At 71.8% G+C, this 15,493-nt stretch carries 13 protein-coding genes and 1 pseudogene; 4 read left to right on the top strand and 10 right to left on the bottom strand.

Annotated features, from left to right (window positions below; all coding sequences use genetic code 11):
* Window positions 1-3,238 (bottom strand): formate dehydrogenase (gene fdh / locus ENC19_RS09300; RefSeq protein WP_328824192.1); only part of this gene is annotated, 3,238 nt, incomplete at its 3' end.
* Window positions 3,239-3,638: 400 nt separating this feature from the next.
* Window positions 3,639-4,241 (bottom strand): hypothetical protein, encoded by a 603-nt coding sequence (locus ENC19_RS09310; RefSeq protein WP_164446808.1) that lies wholly within the window; start codon window positions 4,239-4,241, stop codon window positions 3,639-3,641.
* 556 nt (window positions 4,242-4,797) lie between these two features.
* Here ENC19_RS09310 and ENC19_RS09315 point away from each other — a divergent pair.
* Both ENC19_RS09315 and ENC19_RS09320 read left to right on the top strand, forming a co-directional pair.
* Window positions 4,798-5,139, top strand: a complete 342-nt coding sequence (locus ENC19_RS09315; RefSeq protein WP_164446809.1) for a hypothetical protein — start codon at window positions 4,798-4,800, stop codon at window positions 5,137-5,139.
* Window positions 5,136-5,807 (top strand): nucleotidyl transferase AbiEii/AbiGii toxin family protein, encoded by a 672-nt coding sequence (locus tag ENC19_RS09320; RefSeq protein WP_164446810.1) that lies wholly within the window; start codon window positions 5,136-5,138, stop codon window positions 5,805-5,807. Before ENC19_RS09315 ends, ENC19_RS09320 begins: the two co-directional genes overlap by 4 nt.
* A 54-nt stretch (window positions 5,808-5,861) precedes the next feature.
* Here the strand turns inward: ENC19_RS09320 and ENC19_RS09325 are convergent, their stop codons facing one another.
* Both ENC19_RS09325 and ENC19_RS09330 read right to left on the bottom strand, forming a co-directional pair.
* Entirely contained in the window at window positions 5,862-6,764 is a 903-nt protein-coding gene (locus ENC19_RS09325) for an SDR family oxidoreductase (protein WP_164446811.1), read from the bottom strand.
* 183 nt (window positions 6,765-6,947) lie between these two features.
* Window positions 6,948-8,099: a geranylgeranyl reductase family protein gene (locus ENC19_RS09330; RefSeq protein ID WP_164446812.1), complete on the bottom strand. Its 1,152-nt coding sequence runs from the start codon at window positions 8,097-8,099 to the stop codon at window positions 6,948-6,950.
* A 106-nt stretch (window positions 8,100-8,205) separates the two neighbouring features.
* Here ENC19_RS09330 and ENC19_RS09335 point away from each other — a divergent pair, with 106 nt between their 5' ends.
* Window positions 8,206-8,442 carry a hypothetical protein gene (locus tag ENC19_RS09335; protein WP_164446813.1) on the top strand — a complete coding sequence of 79 codons (237 nt, stop codon included), beginning with the start codon at window positions 8,206-8,208 and terminating at the stop codon, window positions 8,440-8,442.
* Window positions 8,443-8,488: 46 nt separating this feature from the next.
* Window positions 8,489-9,967, top strand: a complete 1,479-nt coding sequence (locus tag ENC19_RS09340; RefSeq protein ID WP_235944637.1) for an MFS transporter — start codon at window positions 8,489-8,491, stop codon at window positions 9,965-9,967.
* 9 nt (window positions 9,968-9,976) lie between these two features.
* Here the strand turns inward: ENC19_RS09340 and ENC19_RS09345 are convergent, their stop codons facing one another.
* The 6 genes and pseudogenes from ENC19_RS09345 to ENC19_RS09365 form a co-directional block, all read right to left on the bottom strand.
* The gene (locus ENC19_RS09345; protein ID WP_164446814.1) at window positions 9,977-10,675 is read right to left on the bottom strand and encodes a hypothetical protein; all 699 of its coding nucleotides are present in this window, start codon (window positions 10,673-10,675) and stop codon (window positions 9,977-9,979) included.
* 208 nt (window positions 10,676-10,883) lie between these two features.
* A complete protein-coding gene (locus ENC19_RS30900) occupies window positions 10,884-11,066 on the bottom strand; it encodes a DUF3626 domain-containing protein (RefSeq protein ID WP_328824235.1) in 183 nt (60 codons plus the stop codon).
* A 109-nt stretch (window positions 11,067-11,175) separates the two neighbouring features.
* Window positions 11,176-11,985 (bottom strand): annotated as a pseudogene (locus tag ENC19_RS09350) (DUF3626 domain-containing protein); the annotation flags it as partial.
* 93 nt (window positions 11,986-12,078) lie between these two features.
* Window positions 12,079-12,708: an MBL fold metallo-hydrolase gene (locus tag ENC19_RS09355; protein WP_164446815.1), complete on the bottom strand. Its 630-nt coding sequence runs from the start codon at window positions 12,706-12,708 to the stop codon at window positions 12,079-12,081.
* Window positions 12,708-13,793: an S-(hydroxymethyl)mycothiol dehydrogenase gene (locus ENC19_RS09360; RefSeq protein WP_164446816.1), complete on the bottom strand. Its 1,086-nt coding sequence runs from the start codon at window positions 13,791-13,793 to the stop codon at window positions 12,708-12,710. The genes ENC19_RS09355 and ENC19_RS09360 overlap by 1 nt, the downstream gene beginning before the upstream one ends.
* Window positions 13,794-13,981: 188 nt before the next feature.
* Entirely contained in the window at window positions 13,982-15,466 is a 1,485-nt protein-coding gene (locus tag ENC19_RS09365) for a flavin-containing monooxygenase (protein WP_164446817.1), read from the bottom strand.
* Window positions 15,467-15,493: the final 27 nt, after the last annotated feature.

Raw genomic sequence — 15,493 nt, forward strand, 5'->3', positions numbered from 1 at the left:
GGGTGACCGCCGGCGGTACGGCACCCGGCACGATGCCGGCCCTGGTGCGGTAATCCTGCACCAGGTCCCGCAGCGCCGCCCCGGTGGGCCGGCGCCCCGGCCGCACGTCACAGGTGCCGATCTTGCTCTCCTGGATCAGCACGTTCGGGTCCAGGGTGATGCCGAACAGGTCGTTGGCCGAGTCCCCGGTGACCAGCCCCTCGAAGCCGAAGTGGTACGGCAGCCACAACTGGTGGATCACCCGACCGTCGACGGCCAGCGGCACCAGCCGATCGGTGACCAGCACCCGGGCCTCGATCGCCGCCCGGGCGGTGATCAGGTGCGCCCAACCGAGGTGGGTCAGCCCGGCCAGCGCCGCCAACTCCGGGGAGACCTCCACGAACATCTCCGGCTGCAGTTCCGCCAGCGGCGCGACGGTCCGGCTCATCCCGCCCGCGGTGTGGTGCTCGGTGAGCCGGCTGACCGTGAACACGTACGGGAAGACCTGATCGTGCTGCTGCGGTGGACTCGGGTTCGTCGAGTTCACCGGATGGGCGTACATCTTGCGGGTCGGATTGGCCTGCTGGCCGTAGAGCGGGTTGCGCACCGGCGACTCGGCCGGCTCGTAGTGCGTCGGCAGCGGCCCGTCCAGCACCCCGCTGGGCGCGTACAGCCAGCCCTTACCGTCGGACTGCATGATGAACGGATCGTCACCGGCCAGCGCCGCCGATCCCGTGGCGCCCTCCGGCGGCCGGTACGACGGCGGTTTCGTCACCTCGAAGTCCGGCACGTCGCGGCCGGTCCACCGGCCGGCCTCGGCGTCCCACCACACGTACCGCTTCCGCTCGCTCCAGGGGCGGCCCTGCGGGTCGGCGGAGGCCCGGTTGTAGAGCAGCCGCCGGTTCGCCGGCCACGCCCACCCCCACTCGGCGGCCACCCAGTCCTGTTCGTGTCCGGGCCGACGGCGGGCCGCCTGGTTGACCCCGTCGGCGTACACCCCGGTGTAGATCCAGCAGCCGATCGCGGTCGTCCCGTCCTCGCGGGCCTGCGTGAACGCCGACAGCGGACGACCGGTCGTCGTGTCGTACCCGTTGATCTCCCTCAGCACCGCCTCGGCGTCCGGCTCGGCGTGCCGGCCGTGGGTGGGGTAGTCCCAGGTCAGATCGAGCAGTGCCCGGTCGCGCGGCAGGGCAGAGCTGGCCAGCTTCGCCCGGATCCGGCGCCCCAGGTGGTAGAAGAACCACAGCTCGGAGCGAGCGTCGCCGGGCGGGTCGACCGCCTTCTCCCGCCACTGCAACAGCCGCTGGGTCTGGGTGAAGGTGCCCTCCTTCTCCACGTGCGAGGCGGCCGGCAGGAAGAACACCTCGGTGGCGCACTGTTCCGGCACGATCTCACCGGTCGCCACCTCCGGGCCGCGCTGCCAGAACGTCGCACTCTCGATCATGAACAGGTCGCGGACGACGAGCCAGTCGAGGTTGGCCATGCCCAGCCGCTGGGCCCGGCCGTGCGCCGAACCGACCGCCGGGTTCTGGCCGAGCAGGAAGTAGCCCTTCACCTTGCCGTCGATCATGTTGAGCACCTGCTGGTAGGTGCCGTGATCACCGGTCAACCGGGGCAGGTACCCGTAGCAGAAGTCGTTGTCGGGGGTGGCCGCGTCCCCCCAGTACGCCTTGAGCAGGCTGGCGGCGTAGGCGCGGGCACCGCCCCAGAAACCCTTCTGACCCGGGTGCCGGATGCTGTCCGTCCAGGCGTCGAAGTCGGGATGCCGGGCGTGGTGCGGCATCGGCAGGTAGCCCGGCAGCAGGTTGAACAGGGTCGGGATGTCGGTGGAGCCCTGGATGCTGGCGTGCCCTCGCAGCGCCAGCACCCCACCGCCGGGCCGACCCACGTTGCCCAGCAGCAGTTGGATGATCGCCCCGGTGCGGATGTACTGCACGCCGACCGTGTGCTGGGTCCAGCCGACCGAGTAGATCAGGCAGCCGGTGCGCTCCCGCCCGGAGTTCTCCGTCCAGGCCCGGGCCAGCTCCAGGAACTTGTCCCGAGGTACGCCACAGACCCGTTCCACCATTTCCGGGGTGTAGCGGGCGAAGTGCCGCTTGAGGATCTGGTACACGCAGCGCGGGTGTTGCAGCGTCTCGTCCCGCTGCACCTGCCGGGCGACCGGAGCACCGTGCGACTCGTGGCGCAGCCCGGCCGCGGTCTCCCGCTCCCGGGCCGTGTGCCCGCTGCCGGAGTCCCGCTCGTGGCCCGCGTACTGCCAGCTGTCCTGCACGTAGCTGGCGGTCGCCGGGTCGAAGCCGGAGAAGAGCCCGTCGGCGTCCTCGGCGTCGACGAAGTCGTCACTGACGATCGTCGCGGCGTTCGTGTACGCCAGCACGTACTCCCGGAAATCCAGCTCGTTGCTGAGGATGTGGTTCACCACCGCACCCAGCAACGCGATGTCGGTGCCCGCCCGGATCGGCAGGTACGCGTCGGCGACCGCGCTGGTACGGGTGAACCGCGGGTCGACGTGGAAGACCTTGGCCCCGCGCCGCTTCGCCTCCATCACCCACTGGAAGCCCACCGGATGGGCCTCGGCAATGTTGGAACCCTGGATGACGATGACGTCGGCGTTCGCCACGTCCTGCTGGAAATCCGTCGCGCCACCGCGACCGAAGCTGGCCCCCAGACCGGGGACGGTGGCGGAGTGTCAAATCCGGGCCTGGTTCTCGATCTGAAGCGCCCCCATCGCGGTGAACAGCTTCTTGATGAGGTAGTTCTCCTCGTTGTCCAGGGTGGCCCCGCCCAGACTGGCGATCCCCAGCGTGCGGTTCAACGGCCGGCCCTCGGCGTCGACGTCCTCCCACGTGTCGGCACGCGCCGCGAGCACCCGGTCGGCGATCATGTCGAGCGCGGTGTCGAGGTCCAGGTCCTCCCACTCGGTGCCGTACGGCCGCCGGTAGCGCACCCTGGTCTGGCGTAACGGGCTGGTGACCAGGCTCCGGCTGGCGGCACCCTTCGGGCAGAGCCGGCCCCGGGAGATGGGGCTGTCCGGGTCACCCTCGATCTGGGTGACCCGCTCGTCGGTGACGAAGACCCGCTGCCCGCAGCCGACGGCACAGTACGGGCAGACGGAACGGGCGACCCGGTCGGCGTCCTGCGTGCGGGCGGTCAACTCGGCACTGCGGCTCGAACACGCCGCGGCACCCCGACCCAACGGGTCGGTGCCGGTGAGCTGCCGGTAGACCGGCCAGCCCAGCAACCTGTCCCGCAGCCCCACGCTCGACACCTCCGGTCTCGACCTTAGGACAGCGGGCCGGGATCGGCGACCCACCTACCGGAACCACACACGACGTCGCCCCCGGCCCGAGGACGGGCCGGGGGCGACGAAGGTGCCGGTGTGCAGGTCGCCTCTCGGCGAGTGGCGCGACGCGGCTCCAGCCGAACGGTATTCCGCGACGGCAATTTAGGTGAGGCCCGGGGACACTGGACACACCGACACCCGAGTCAACAGGTTACCCGCTCCGCTTCTTCCTACCCCTGTCGTGACCACCGCCACAGTAGGAGCCGGTGGTCTCCGCAGACGCCGCTGGCCGGCACCCGGGTTCGGGTGCCGGCCAGCGGTTCTCTGCTCCCCCTGTGGAGGAATGTCTTCGGTTGTCGCCTGGTCGCTGAGGGGGTCAGCTGGTCCAGTGCTGGGCGACGAGGTCGGCGGCCTGCTGTTCCCACTGGGCGTAGTGGTCGGGGTAGGCCGACACCTGTACGGTCTGGGCGGCCTGGGTCAGGGGCATGTCCTGCCAGCCGTCGACCTGCTTCAACCCCTTGAGGAAGGCCAGGGTCGAGTACTCGGGGTCGGTGATCTGCTCCACCGTGCCCCAACCGGAGGACGGGCGCTGCTGGAACAGGCCCTGCGAGTCGTGGTCGTTGCGGTCACCCAGGTGACCCAGGTTCTCCAGCTTCGACTCCTGCAACGCGGTCGCGATCGACACCACGGCGGCACGCTCGTCCATGCCGGCCTTCTTCGTCGCGGCGATGATCGCCTTGACGTTGTCGATCTGCTCGTCGTTCAGCTCGACGTGCGACTGGTTGGACGGGGTGCCGTGCGGCAGCAGCTTGCCCATGTCCGGCTTGTCGGCCCGCACCACGTCGGCCTGCACCGCCGCGACCGGGTTGCTCGTGACCGGGGTGGTGTCGGCGTGAGCGGCCACCGGACCGGCGAACAGACCACCGGTGAACGCCAGACCCGCGATACCCAGCACGCTCTTCCGCAGCATCGTGTTCATCACAGAAGCTCCATTCGGGGGTCGACGCACACCCACACCAAGGGGGATCGGTCAGGCGTACGCAAGCACCAGAAAGGCGCCCAAACAAGAAAGGGGGGAAAGGCCTTCCGGCACGCGGGGCGTATCGCCGCTTCGCATCGCCGGGACCATGTCCAACGACCACCGGCCCACCATCATTCCGGGGGGCCCGCACCCACCCTCGCGGGCGGTGTCTTCCTCGGCCGTTCACCCGTGCACAACGCCCCCGGGCCCGCACCCATTCCACCCCGAGCCCACGCCCGGAACCCGACACCCACCCCCAAACCCCGACAACCGAACCGACAACCCGCAATCCTGGTCCGACAACGCCCCCCAAAGGGCACAACTGCACCAAGATTCACACCCAAACGCCGGCACGACGAGGGTGTGGCCCGCCGTGCCCGGCGCAGGGATCAAGCCTGACCGCCCGGAGCCGGGCATTGCGGGCCACACCCCCAACCGCAACCGACACCAGCCCGCAGCCGCCCCGAACAGGTCATGAGTTCGAATCGACCCGATCTGGGGTTACCCTGACACCATGCAGGCGGTCTCCCCCACCACGACCGGCGTGGCGCACCTGGCCCGACCCGGCCGGCCCGCCGTGGTGGCCCGGACCCTCGCCGAGCTGCGCGGACCCACCCGAGGAGTGGTGGAGTTGCCGGTGCGACTGATGTGGTGCGCCGACCGGGCGTTCGACCTCGCCGACCCCGACCAGTTGCTCTGGCTGTACGAGAACGTGCTGCGCGAGACCACGAACGTCGAGGATCTGCGTCGGCTGGTCGACGGACGGACGCTGCGCCGGGTGTGGCAACTGCTCAATCTGCCCCGGGGCGTACGGCTGGCGTGGGAGAGCCGACACCCGGGTCTCCGGCCGGCGTGACCAGGGCATCCCCCGACGCGCACCCCCACGAGTTCTACCGGGAGGTCGCCCGGGTCGCGCTGACCGTCGCCGGGCCGCACCGCTTCGTGCTCGGTGGCGGGGTGGCCTGGGCCGCGTACGGGCTGGTCACCCGGCCCACCGAGGACGTCGACCTGTTCGCCGACGTGGAGGGGGCCGCCGCCGCGGCAGCCGCCGACGTGCGGGCCGCGCTGGAGTACGCCGGGTTCCAGGTCTCCGACGCCGACCCGGCCAGCGACCTCGGTTACCTCTTCGACGGCTTCGACCGGGACCTGCGGGACTTCGTCGTCGCCCGGGACGGCCGGCGGATCCGCCTCAGCCTGGCCCGTCTCGACCGGCACCGCAGCCCGGTGGTGATGGACCTCGGGCCGGTCATGGACGTCCGGGACCTCATCGCCAACAAGACCGCCGCCCTGGTCAACCGGCGCGAGGTACGCGACTACATCGACGTGGCCTCCGCCCTGGCGCACCGGTCGGTGGCGGAGTTGCTGACACTCGCCCGGCAGCTCGATCCCGCCCTCGATGACGACGACGTGCGGGCGGCCGGCCGGTACCTCGACCGGATCCCGGACGCCCGGTTCACCCGCTACGGTCTCGGCCCCACCGACATCGCCCAGGTCCGGCGACAGCTGGCGGACTGGCCGCGCTGACCCGGCCCCGCCGACCGGCCTCGGGTCGACGGGAGCACCGGGTCGACGGGGATGTCACTTGGTGAAGCGGCCGCCGGTGACGCCCAGGATCTCACCGGTGATGAAGCTCGACTCCTGCGAGGCGAAGAAGACGTACGCGGGTGCCAGCTCCGCGGGTTGACCGGGCCGACCGACCGGGGTGTCGGTGCCGAACTGCTCGACCTTCCCCTCCGGCATGGTCGCCGGGATCAGCGGGGTCCAGATCGGACCCGGTGCCACCGCATTGACCCGGATGCCCCGGTCGACCAGGTCGGCGGCGAGTGCCTTGGTGAAGTTCGCGATCCCCGCCTTGGTGGTGGCGTAGTCGAGCAACTGCGGCGACGGGTCGAAGGCCTGGATCGACGACGTGTTGATGATCGTCGACCCCTCGCCCAGATGCGGCAACGCCGCCTTGCACAGCCAGAACATCGCGTACAGGTTGGTCTTGAACACCCGGTCGAACTGCTCGGTGCTGATGCCGGCGATGCCCTTGTCCTGCGCCATCTGGTAGGCAGCGTTGTTCACCAGGATGTCGATGCCACCGAGGTCGGTCACCGCTCGTTCGATCAACGCCGAGCAGTTGCGTTCGTCGGCGATGTCACCCCGGACGGCGACACCCTTGCGACCGGCGGCCTCGATGAGACGTACCGTCTCCCGGGCGTCCGCGTCCTCCTCCTCGCCGAGGTAGGAGATCAGCACGTCGGCGCCCTCCCGGGCGTACGCGATGGCGATCGCCCGACCGATACCCGAGTCACCGCCGGTGATCACCGCCTTCTTGCCGTCGAGCTTGCCGGTGCCCCGATAGGAGTCCTCTCCGTGGTCCGGCTTCGGCGTCATCTCGTCGGTACGACCCGGTGGGCTCTGCTGCTGGTTCGGCTGCCCTGACTGCTGGCCGTACTGCTCGGTCGGGTCCTGCTGGGTGTACTGCGTCTCGCTCACGGAGGTCTCCTCGCCCGGAATCGTGGGGGTGCCGACCCGCAAGCACCTACCCGGGCGAAGTCGGCGGAAACCGGGCCGGCGACCCGGACGAGAGTCGTCGGCGGAGCAGTGTGTGTCACCACCCGTAAGGCATCCTAGGATCCTGGATGGCTGCTTGTCGGACGGTGGACCGGCCAGCCAGGGTCAGCCGGCGGTGCGGCTGCGCCTCGGGGCGGGCAGGCGATCCGCGAGCGCCAGTGCGGCCCGCACCGACACCCGGCCGACCACCTCGTCGAAGTCGGCGCGGCCCAGGCAGAACCGGGTGAACGCGCGCCAGCCCGGCGGCGTGGCGAGCGCCCGGTGGCAGAGCGCCGGGCGCTGGGCGAAGACGTCGAGCAGCCGCTGCCCGGCCCGCATGGCCGGGACGAGACGTTCGGTCACCGACCGCTCGTAGCCGGCGAGATCGGCGCCGGCCACCGCCGCCCCGGCCAGCTCGCCGGAACGCAGCGCATAGCTGATCCCCTCCCGGGTCCAGGGCTCCAGCAGACCGGCGGCGTCACCGGCCACCAGCACCCGCCCCCGCCGCAGCGGCGAGTCGTCGGACCGGCAGCGCGTCAGATGGCCCGAGTCGTGGACCGGCGACACGTCGGCCAGCCCGAGGCGGTCGACGAACCGCCGCAGGTACTGCCGGGTCCGCTCCCCCTCCCCTCGACCGGCGATCACCCCGACGGTGAGCCGGTCCCCCTTCGGGAACACCCAGGCGTACGAGCCGGGCAACGGCCCCCAGTCGAGCAGCACCCGGCTCCGCCAGCGCGCCTGCTCGGGCGGCGGTACCGGCAGCTCCAGCTCCAGCCCCAGGTCCACCTGACGGTGGCGCACCCCGACATGGCGGGCGGTCACCCCGGACGAACCGTCGGCACCGACGACCGTACGGGCCAGCAGCACCTCGCCGTCGGCAAGTCGCAGCCGTACGCCGTCGGAGTCCTGCTCCACCGACCGGACCGTCGCCCGCTCGCGGACCTCGGCCCCGGCGGCCACCGCGGCGGCCCGCAGCCGGTCGTCGAACTCCTCCCGGCGCACCATGCTCACCAGCGGCCCGGCAGCGTGCCGGCGGGTGAACCCGCCTCGCCCGTCGAGGGTGAAGGTCACCCGGTCCACCGTGTCGTGGGCGGGCACCTCGATCCGTCCGGCCACCGCGGCCAGCGAGGCGCCGATCAGACCACCGCCGCAGGTCTTGTAGCGCGGATGCGCGGCGCGCTCGACGACAAGCGTGCGCACCCCGCGACGGGCGGCGGCGTACGCGGCGGAGAGCCCGGCCGGGCCACCACCGACCACCACGAGTTCCCAGACACTCACCGATGCAGGGTAGATCAGCCGAGGCGCGGGCATCTTCCCCGCCGCACCGGGTAACCGCCGGCCGCAGACCGCCTGCCGCAGGCGGACCAGGCGCGAGGAGGACACCATGCAAGAGGTGCGGCTGTCGGAGGACGAGGCGCGGGTGTACGACGCCGTGGCGGCCCTGGAGGCCCGCGGCCAGGTACCGTACCCCGACATGATCGCCCAGGAGTGTGGACTGACCGAAGAGCAGTTGCAGACCCCCCTGCACCTGCTGACCGAGAAGAACCTGCTGCACCGGGAGGACTCGCCGATGGCCGGCCTGGACTTCGGCCCTCGATTCTGCGCGCAGCAGTTGGCATGACCGGCAACCGCACACGTCGACCGGCGCCACGGCGTCGGACCGCCGGTTGAACCCCGCGAAGTCCAGCGGTCCGACGGGATCCGAGGCGACGTCGTACGAGCGGCGCCGCTGGCAGGCGCTCGGGGTGGGACTGGTCGCGGCGTTCATGACGCTGCTCGACATCAGCATCGTCAACGTCGCCCTACCGTCCCTGGAGCGTGCCCTGCGGGCCGATCCGAGCGACCTGCAATGGGTGCTGTCCGGGTACGCGCTGAGCTTCGGCCTGGTCCTCGTGCCGGCGGGACGCTTCGGTGACGTCCGGGGGCGACGCAACGCGTTCGTCTTCGGCATCGCCCTGTTCACGCTGACCAGCGCGCTGGCCGGGCTGGCCCAGTCGCCCGGTTGGCTGGTCGCCGCCCGGCTGCTGCAGGGTGCCGCCGCCGGAGTGGTGAACCCGCAGGTGACGGGCCTGATCCAGCAGTTGTTCGCCGCACCCGAACGGGGTCGACCCTTCGGTTGGCTCGGTGCCACCATCGGCATCTCCACCGCGATCGGTCCGTTGCTCGGTGGCCTGCTGATCGCCGCCGGCGGCCCGGACCACGGCTGGCGGTGGGTCTTCTTCGTCAACGTGCCGGTCGGCATCGTCGCGGTACTGCTCGGCTGGCGGTTGCTGCCCGGCCGGGTCACCCCACGCGGTGCGCGACGCCGGTTCGACCCCGTCGGGGTGCTGCTGCTCGGCGTCGGCGTGACCCTCGTGCTGCTGCCGCTGGTGCAGCGCGAACAGTGGCCCGGCGCGACGAAGTGGTTGCTGCTGCCCGTCGGCCTGGCCATCCTCACCGGCTTCGTCGCCTGGGAGCGCCGCTACGCCCGACACGGCCCGCCGCTGTTCGACGTCCGCCTGTTCAGGCACCGGTCGTACGCCCTCGGCTCGACGATCGCGCTGCTCTACTTCGGCGGGTTCACCGCGACCTTCTTCATCTTCACCCTGTACCTGCAGAACGGGCGTGGCTACAGCGCCCTGGTCGCCGGTGCGGCGATCACCCCGTTCGCGCTCGGCTCCGCCGTCGCGTCCGCCGTCGGCGGGCGGCTGGTCAACCGGTACGGCCGCCCCCTGGTCGCCGTCGGGCTGGTCGGCGTGGTGACCGGTCTCGGTCTCGCGGCGCTGGCCATCGAGCTGGCACCGAAAGCGCCGGTGCCCTGGGTGACCGCGCTGCCGCTGCTGCTCGCCGGCATCGGCAGTGGCCTGGTGATCGCGCCCAACCAGACGCTCACCCTGACGGAGGTGCCGGTTCCGCAGGCCGGCAGTGGTGCCGGGATGTTGCAGACCGGGCAGCGGATCGGTTCGGCCGCCGGGATCGCGGTGGTCGGCGCGGTCTTCTTCTCCGCACTCGCCGACGGCGCGGACGCCTGGTCGAGAGCGTTCGAACGGTCGCTGCTCACCTCGGCCGCGATCATCGCGCTGGCCCTGGTGGCGGCCACCGTCGACATCGTCGCCAACCACCGTCGCGGCCGGCCCCGCGAGCGGGGCCGGCCGGTCGGTCGGTGATTGGCGAGATCACCAGAGCTGGGAGACGATGTCCGCCGCCTGCTCCTCCCACTGCGCGTAGTGGAACGGGTAGGCCGACACCTGCACCGTCTGCGCGGCGGAGGTAAGCGGCAGATCGCGCCAGCCGCCGACGTTCTTCAGCGCCTCGAAGAAGACGGTCGAGGAGTACTCGGGATCCCGGATCTGGTCCACGCTGCCCCAGCCGGTGGACGGACGCTGCTGGAACAGGCCCTGCGAGTCGTGGTCGTTCCACGCGCCGAGGTGTCCGAGGTTGTAGAGCTTCGACTCCTGCAGGGCGGTGGCGATGCCGATCACGGCACCACGCTCACCGACACCGGTGCGCTTGGCCACCTCGATGATGGTCTTGGCGTTGTCCCGCTGCGCGTCGTCGAGCGGGACACGCGACTGGGCGCCCTGCACACCGTGCGGGATCAGCTCGTCGCGGGTCGGCTTCCCGGCTTCCGGCTGGTCGGTGCTGCCGGCGGTGGTCAGCCCGGACTCCACCGGCACACCGGTGCTGGTGCGACCGGTGGCCCGGTCGATCGCCGCGACCGCGCCGGAGTGCGGGCCGGTGGTGATCGGCGCGGCGACGGCGGTGGGGCCGAAGGCGAGTCCGGCGAGGGCGGTGGCGCCCACCACGCTGAGCGCGGTCTTCCGGTTCGGGATCGTCGCGATGGCCGGGAGCCATCGAGTGAAGTCCAGCTTCACGATGGTTGCCCTTTCGATCGGGTACGAGCCGCTCGGGGTTGAGCCGCTCTCGGGGGCTGCACGGGGCCGGCGACGTTTGCCGACCGGCACTATGGGGGACACAACTCGGCTGGCATGTCCGCCATTCCGGAAATGCTGTGATCGTGGTCGGCTGCGACCCAGGTCACGACGGGGGCATGCCCAGCGGGGCACGAAACGGACGGCCGCCTCAGACCTCGTACGGGGCTCCGAAGCGCACCAGAACGTGCCAGAGCTGCTTGAGGTGCTGCATCGTGTCCGGGATCGGGCCACGATCGGCCCATCGGCCCGGGTCGGTCACCACCGACGCGGCGGCCCGGCCGATCAGTGCGGCGTGCAGCGGCTCGCCCGCGCTGGCGAACTCGGCGTGCACCCGGGCCGCCAGCGGTGGGATCGCCGGCCCCGGAACTCGGCGTCCACCCGTCCACCGGCAGCGCGAAGCCGCCGTGCCAGCGGATCGGAAAGCCGTACCGGTCGGCGGCGGCGCGCAGCACAGCCTCGGTGTCGGTGCCCCGGAACGAGGGATCGACGACCAGGTCCAGCACGTCCCGATCCAACCGCACCTCGCCGTGCACCTGGGCCTCGACGTAGTCGTCGAGGGCGCGGCCGGCGGCCCGGGGCGCCGCGGCCAGCGCCTCCCGACGGCGCAGCAGCTCACCGGTGAGGGTCACCAGATCTGTACCGGGCCGGCCCAGACACACGCCGGTGTCGACGGTCGCGGCGATCAGGGCGGCCAGCACCGGCTCGACCACGTCGACCGTGCCGACGTCGCGCGGTCCGAGGTGGCTGTCGCCGAAGCAGAAGGTGGTGCGGGCCAGCACCTCGGGGCGCAGCCGCAGGTGACAGGAGCCGAACCGGGGACAGGCACCGTCGGGATGGTCGAGCAGGTTCAGGCCGCCGTACTTCGGCCGCTCCGCCGGGCCGACGCCCGGTCGCTGGTAGGCGCCGCCGAACAGACGCTCCTCCCAGCGGTCGCGGTCACCGCCCCGGTAGGCGGTGAGGCCGCCGTTGGAGATCCGCGTCTCGAACTGGTTGCGGTAGACCCCCTCGGTGGCGAGCGCCTCGGCGACCGTGCGGCCGTCGGCCCGCAGCCGGTCCGGATGGAAGTTGAGGGTGACCCGCCCCTGCCGGCCGATCGCCGCGACCAGCCGCTCCGGTTCGTGGCGTACGCCGGTGCGGGCCAACGCCCGCCCGATCACGGCCAGCGCGGTGGGGCGGTCTCGCAGTGCCACCGCGCGTACGTGGCGCAGTGCCGCCCGTTGGGCGGCGGTCAGCGTCGGATCACCGGACATGCCGGCAGTCTCGTGGCAACCGGCTCCTCCTCGCAGCCCCGTTTCCGGGCCGCCGCCCCGACAGCGGCTCGGACCGCCCACCGGGCACCGAGCTCAGTGCCCCCGGGCCAGCCACTGGGGTAGCTGTGGAGCCTCGGCCCCGATGGTGGTGCTGTCGCCGTGCCCGGTGTGCACGATCGTGTCCGGCGCGAGGGTGAGCAGCCGCTCGCGGATCGAGTCGACGATGGTGCCGAAGTCGCTGTACGAGCGACCGGTGGCGCCCGGCCCGCCGGCGAACAGGGTGTCGCCGGTGAAGACGACGGTCAGCTCGGGGGCGTGCAGGCAGCACGCGCCGGGACTGTGCCCGGGGGTGTGCACCACGGTCAGCGCGGTGCCACCCACCTCAATGGTCTGACCGTCGTCGAGGGTGCCGCCCGGTGGTTCGTCCGGATGCACCAGATCCCACAGCACGCGGTCGGCGGGATGCAGCAGCACCGGGGCGCCGGTGGCGCGGGACAACGCCGGGGCGACCCGGACGTGGTCGTCGTGGGCGTGCGTGGCGACGATCGCGGTCACCCGCCGCCCGGCCACCACCTCGACGATGGCGTCGACGTCGTGCGGAGCGTCGATCACGACGCACTCGGTGTCGTCACCGACCACCCACACGTTGTTGTCCACGTCGAAGGTCTGACCGTCGAGGGAGAAGGTGCCGGAGGTGACCGCGTGGTCGATGCGGGCGGCCATCAGAAAACCACCACCGAGCGGAGCACGTCGCCCCGGTGCATCCGGGCGAACGCCTCCTCCACCCCGTCCAGGCCGATCTCCTCGGTGACGAAGGCGTCCAGGTCGAGGCGGCCCTGCAGGTACAGCTCGGTGAGCATCGGGAAGTCCCGGCTGGGCAGGCAGTCGCCGTACCAGCTGGACTTGAGGGCGCCACCACGGCCGAAGACGTCGAGCAGAGGCAACTCGATACGCATCTTTGGCGTGGGCACGCCGACCAGCACGACGGTGCCGGCCAGGTCGCGGGCGTAGAAGGCCTGCTTCCAGGTCTCCGGCCGGCCGACCGCGTCGATCACCACGTCGGCGCCGAAACCGCCGGTCGCCGCCTGGATCTCCGCCACCGGGTCGGCCTCCGAGGCGTTGACAGTGTGGGTGGCGCCGAACCGGCGGGCCCAGTCGAGTTTGCGGGAGTCGGTGTCGACCGCGATGATCGTCGTCGCTCCGGCCAGGGCCGCGCCAGCCACCGCCGCGTCGCCGACGCCCCCGCAGCCGATCACCGCCACCGAGTCGCCGCGGGTCACCCCGCCAGTGTTCATCGCCGCGCCGAGGCCCGCCATCACCCCACAGCCGAGCAACCCGACGGCGGCCGGCCGGGCCGCCGGGTCCACCCTGGTGCACTGGCCGGCGTGGACCAGGGTCTTCTCGGCGAAGGCGCCGATGCCGAGCGCCGGGGCGAGTTCGGTGCCGTCGGTGAGGGTCATCTTCCGGGCGGCGTTGTGGGTGGCGAAGCAGTACCACGGGCGACCGCGCCGGCAGGCCCGGCACACCCCGCAGACGGCCCGCCAGTTGAGCACCACGAAGTCACCGGGTGCGACACCGTCCACACCCTCGCCGACCTGCTCGACGATGCCGGCGGCCTCATGGCCGAGCAGGAACGGGTAGTCGTCGTTGATGCCACCCTCGCGGTAGTGCAGGTCGGTGTGGCAGACACCGCACGACTGCACCCGGACCACCGCCTCGCCCGGACCGGGGTCGGGCACCACGATCTCGGTGACCTCGACGGGCGCGCCCTTGCTGCGCGAGATGACTCCTCGTACCTGCTGGCTCACGCTGTCCTCCTACTCCGCACCGGCCCGCGGCCCCGCCGTCGCCGCAGGGCGGCGGCTGCCACCTTCGCCTCCGGTGGCGAACCTACCGCCGCGACGACGGAACGGCACCGCTTCACCACCGGCGACGGCGCGGACGGCAGCGGGTGCGGCGATCCGACCCGGCACACCGGTGGTGTGGTGGGGCGAGCCTACGCATCGACGGCGCTGCGTCGCGACGCGCCGGCCCGGTCGAACCGGATGGTGGCGTCGGTCAGCCGTCCGTACCGCATGGGCAGCAGGTCGCGCAGGTAGTTCTGGTGCAGCCGCCAGGGTGCCCGGGTGCCCTGGCGGGGCAGCCGCGCGACACCGCGCCGCACGTACCCGGAGGTGAGGCCGATCAACGGGGTACGCGGGCCCGGTGGCGGGGCGAGCGGGGTGACGATCTGGGTTCCGGTGCGGTCCAGGTGACGCAACAGCCGGCACACGTAGCCGGCCACCAGGTCGGCCTTGAGGGTCCAGGAGGCGTTGGTGTAGCCGATCGTCATGGCGAAGTTCGGCACCCCGGAGAGCATCATGCCCTGGTACGCGACGGTCTCCGGCAGATCCACGTCCGTCCCGTCCACCCGCAGGGTGATCCCGCCGAGGGCGAGCAGGTCCAGCCCGGTGGCGGTGACCACCACGTCGGCGGGCAGCTCCCGACCGGAGGCGAGCCGGATGCCCTGGGCGGTGAAGGTCGCCACGGTGTCGGTGACGATCTCGGCCCGCCCGTCGGAGAGCACGGTGAACAGGTCACCGTCCGGAACCACGCACAGCCGCTGGTCCCACGGGTCGTAGCGGGGGGTGAAGTGGCTTTCGACGTCGAAGCCGGTGGGCAGCCGGCGCGCCGCCGCGCGACGCAGCAGCCCGCGTACCAGGCCGGGGGCGCGCCGGCTGAGCTGATAGTTGGCCGTGGCGAGCAGGATGTTCTTCCACCGCACGGTCTGGTGGGCCAGGTGCGCCGGCAGCAGCCGCCGCAGCGCGTCGGCGATCCGGTCGCGGGAGGACAGCGGCAGCAGGTACGTCGGCGAGCGTTGCAGCATGGTCACCCGTGCCGCCTGTCGGGCCAGCGCCGGCACCAGCGTCACGGCGGTGGCGCCGCTGCCGATCACCACCACCCGACAACCGGTGAGGTCGAGGCCGGCGGGCCAGTGCTGCGGGTGCACGATCCGGCCGGTGAACCGGTCCTGGCCGGTGAAATGCGGCGTGTGGCCGGCCTCGTACCGGTAGTAGCCGGTGCAGGCGTACAGGAAGGAGCAGGTCAGCACGACGGTGTCGGTGGTGTCCTCGCGGTGGACGTGCACCGTCCAGCGTGCCTGGTGGCTGTCCCATTCGGCCCGTTGCACCCGGTGCCGGAGCCGGATGTGTCGGGTGACGTCGTGCTCGTCGGCGGTACGACGCAGGTAGTCGCGGATGGTGTCGCCGTCGGCCAGGCTCTTCGGGGCGGTCCACGGCGCGAACGAGTAGCCGAGGGTGAACATGTCCGAGTCCGACCGCACGCCCGGGTAGCGGAACAGGTCCCAGGTGCCGCCGGTCGCGGCACGCGCCTCGAGCAGCGCGAAGGTTCGGCCCGGATGGCGGCGCCGGAGGTGGCAGGCGGCTCCGACACCGGACAGACCAGCGCCGACGATGAGCACGTCGACATGCTCTGGGGTCATCTCGTCTCCCGCCCGTCCAGTGATGAT

It is taken from the genome of Verrucosispora sioxanthis, from assembly GCF_010560025.1.
Lineage (GTDB): Bacteria > Actinomycetota > Actinomycetes > Mycobacteriales > Micromonosporaceae > Micromonospora > Micromonospora palythoicola.

Excerpts from the sequence above, each read along its gene's own strand:
- ENC19_RS09365 (WP_164446817.1), bottom strand. The coding sequence starts at position 15,466 with ATGACCCCAGAGCATGTCGACGTGCTCATCGTCGGCGCTGGTCTGTCC.
- ENC19_RS09315 (WP_164446809.1), top strand. The coding sequence starts at position 4,798 with ATGCAGGCGGTCTCCCCCACCACGACCGGCGTGGCGCACCTGGCCCGA.
- ENC19_RS09355 (WP_164446815.1), bottom strand. The coding sequence starts at position 12,708 with ATGGCCGCCCGCATCGACCACGCGGTCACCTCCGGCACCTTCTCCCTC.
- ENC19_RS09335 (WP_164446813.1), top strand. The coding sequence starts at position 8,206 with ATGCAAGAGGTGCGGCTGTCGGAGGACGAGGCGCGGGTGTACGACGCC.
- ENC19_RS09310 (WP_164446808.1), bottom strand. The coding sequence starts at position 4,241 with ATGAACACGATGCTGCGGAAGAGCGTGCTGGGTATCGCGGGTCTGGCG.